Annotated in this window: 4 protein-coding genes; all 4 read right to left on the bottom strand. The window is 56.1% G+C overall.

What is annotated here, in order from left to right:
* Window positions 1-176: 176 nt before the first annotated feature.
* The 4 genes from ACE4YL_RS07830 to ACE4YL_RS07815 all read right to left on the bottom strand — a co-directional run bounded on the left by ACE4YL_RS07830 (window position 177) and on the right by ACE4YL_RS07815 (window position 2,043).
* The gene (locus ACE4YL_RS07830; RefSeq protein WP_461369467.1) at window positions 177-944 is read right to left on the bottom strand and encodes a peptidoglycan recognition protein family protein; all 768 of its coding nucleotides are present in this window, start codon (window positions 942-944) and stop codon (window positions 177-179) included.
* A 5-nt stretch (window positions 945-949) separates the two neighbouring features.
* On the bottom strand, window positions 950-1,291 hold the full coding sequence (locus ACE4YL_RS07825) for a hypothetical protein (protein ID WP_461369466.1): 342 nt from the start codon (window positions 1,289-1,291) through the stop codon (window positions 950-952).
* A 91-nt stretch (window positions 1,292-1,382) separates the two neighbouring features.
* The gene (locus ACE4YL_RS07820) at window positions 1,383-1,580 is read right to left on the bottom strand and encodes a hypothetical protein (RefSeq protein WP_461369465.1); all 198 of its coding nucleotides are present in this window, start codon (window positions 1,578-1,580) and stop codon (window positions 1,383-1,385) included.
* The gene (locus ACE4YL_RS07815) at window positions 1,567-2,043 is read right to left on the bottom strand and encodes a hypothetical protein (RefSeq protein ID WP_461369464.1); all 477 of its coding nucleotides are present in this window, start codon (window positions 2,041-2,043) and stop codon (window positions 1,567-1,569) included. The genes ACE4YL_RS07820 and ACE4YL_RS07815 overlap by 14 nt, the downstream gene beginning before the upstream one ends.
* Between the last annotated feature and the right edge of the window lie 88 nt (window positions 2,044-2,131).

Raw genomic sequence — 2,131 nt, 5'->3', positions numbered from 1 at the left:
AACATCGGCCTCGGTATAGGATCGTTTATTCTCATACTCAACGGCCCTGTTTTTCCGCGCTCGCAGTATAGCATGATTAACCTGCTTCGTTGTCTTTAACCCTAGCCGCTCCCGGATCTCTTCATGCGAAAAGCCCTGGTTAAGCAGTTCCAGGGCTTCCTCGTCATGGGCAGCCATTACGCACCTAGGGCGCGCCTGGCAGCCTCAATCTTTTTGTTGGCCGCGGCCAGGTCTGTCCTTAATTTTTCAACTACTGCCGGGTCCGGCCGCATCGGCAAGACAATATTGATGTGGTCCCCGTGTCCGGTTACGCTGCCGCCGATGAGCGCAATCAGATATGACGCGCGGACGTAGGTAGCATTGTCGATCAGGTAGCCGACCTCATCCGCCTTCTTGCCGTCCACGTAGATACCGATGGGGCGGGTGATCTCTGCCTCCGTTTTCAGGTGCGATTCTACCGCCGCCAAGAAGTTCGCCCAGCCGTTCTTCCGTCCCCGGATCTGCGCCGGGCAGTTCTTCTTGCTCCAGTCGTAGTGTTGTTTCATGCAGGCCGGGAAGGGCTTCAGTGTATTGACTTCCTTGATCAGCTTCGCCGCCAACCAGGCGGCGTTTGCCTCTGCCGCGGCGCGGTTGCCGTCCCGGTTTTCGCAAATCTCTATCCCGATGCTCTGACGGTTCCCGGTGCCATTGGTGCCATCCCCGGCATGCCAACCGTTTTCTTTCAAGGGTAGATGCTGGTATATCACTTTGTCGTCCACGGTAAAATGCCAGCTTGCCGGGATGTTCGCGGCGGCGGTGCTTTTGACATATGCCGCGTGGGCCTTGGCATCGGCCCCGGTCTGGGTGTTGGCCGTGTCGTGGATGGTGATATACTTAGGATCCAGTTTGTGGCCGGGCCGGTTACGGCGGCCCTTTGGGATCAGGTCTTGAATAATCTGCACCATCTACATCACTTCCCTGCCTCGAAGTCGATCAGACTCTTGCTTTCGCGTATGCCGTTTAATGTTCCAATCAAATCATGTATGAAGTTGCTGCCCCGGCTAAGAAGCACCGCTGTTAGTATAATGCCGAGGTATGCCACTTCGAGGGGAATGCCGAGCATGATGAACAGGTCAATCCTACTGCCCAGGCCGAAACAGATCAACAGCGCTACAATGAGCGCCCCCATCTGGTCCGCCGGGAAGCCGCGATCGTCCAGCCACCGCACCAAGGGCGCCAGCAGCTTCTTCAGGGTCTCCCAGATCGCCTCAATGATCGCCGCCACCACAAAAATGATTAAAAAGACTTCCATTCAGAATCTCTCCTTAAATAAAATTACCGCTTTACGCGGCTTGAATAAAAAATAAAAACAGTTATTCCGGAGAAGTACTTTGCCTACCCCCTTACCCGCCTATCCGCCCGGCTATTTGCAGCCCCAAACTGACCACCATACCACCGAGCAAGGCTACCAGCCACCAGTTGATTCTATCCAGCTTAACGCTTATGTCCTTGATCGATTCGTTCTGCGTTTTCTGCTCCCGCTTAAGTGCCTCTATTTCCGCCCGGTTTGCCGCGCCAACGTGACATTCACCGTTTGGCATCTTGACCGCCCCTTTCGTAATTTTTTTTCGTCAATTTAATATCTTTCTCCAGGGTCTCCAGGCGGCTTTCGGCGGCCCGGGCCATACCCTCGGCTCGCTCGGCCTTCTGCTCCGCGGCTTCGGCCCTTCGCTCTGCCGCATCCACCCTCTCACGCAACCGGGTAAGCACCAGACTTTCGGGCTCGATGTCCTGTTCAATGTGGGCGATTGCCTCGCTTCTTGACGCATACTTTACGCCTACAGTTTTCTCGAAACCGGGCGGGGGCTGCAGCTCCTCGATTTTGTATTCATCTTTGCCGATCCCCTGCTCCTTGAGCCAGGCTTCCGCGCGGGCCAGATCGCGGTCGGTGAAGCAGAGCATGCCATCCGCGCAGGCGGGGAAGCGGATCGGGCCGTCGGGCAGCTTGGCTCGGAGAAGGTGTTTTGCATAATACGCCTTGCCGTCGACTACGCAGATTCGCATGTTATCACTCCCTGTTGCCGGGGGCGGTGACGGTGCTAGTGCCGTTATCCATGACGCCGCCGTCGCCATTGTTTTGGCAGTCGTTATT

This window comes from Candidatus Darwinibacter acetoxidans (genome assembly GCF_041936445.1).
GTDB lineage: Bacteria > Bacillota > Limnochordia > Darwinibacteriales > Darwinibacteriaceae > DTU010.
This window is presented reverse-complemented; position numbering and strand designations above follow the sequence as displayed.

What these genes read in the sequence shown, in the direction of transcription:
- ACE4YL_RS07830 (WP_461369467.1), bottom strand. Translation starts at nt 944, where the DNA reads ATGGTGCAGATTATTCAAGACCTGATCCCAAAGGGCCGCCGTAACCGG.
- ACE4YL_RS07825 (WP_461369466.1), bottom strand. Translation starts at nt 1,291, where the DNA reads ATGGAAGTCTTTTTAATCATTTTTGTGGTGGCGGCGATCATTGAGGCG.
- ACE4YL_RS07820 (WP_461369465.1), bottom strand. Translation starts at nt 1,580, where the DNA reads ATGCCAAACGGTGAATGTCACGTTGGCGCGGCAAACCGGGCGGAAATA.
- ACE4YL_RS07815 (WP_461369464.1), bottom strand. Translation starts at nt 2,043, where the DNA reads ATGCGAATCTGCGTAGTCGACGGCAAGGCGTATTATGCAAAACACCTT.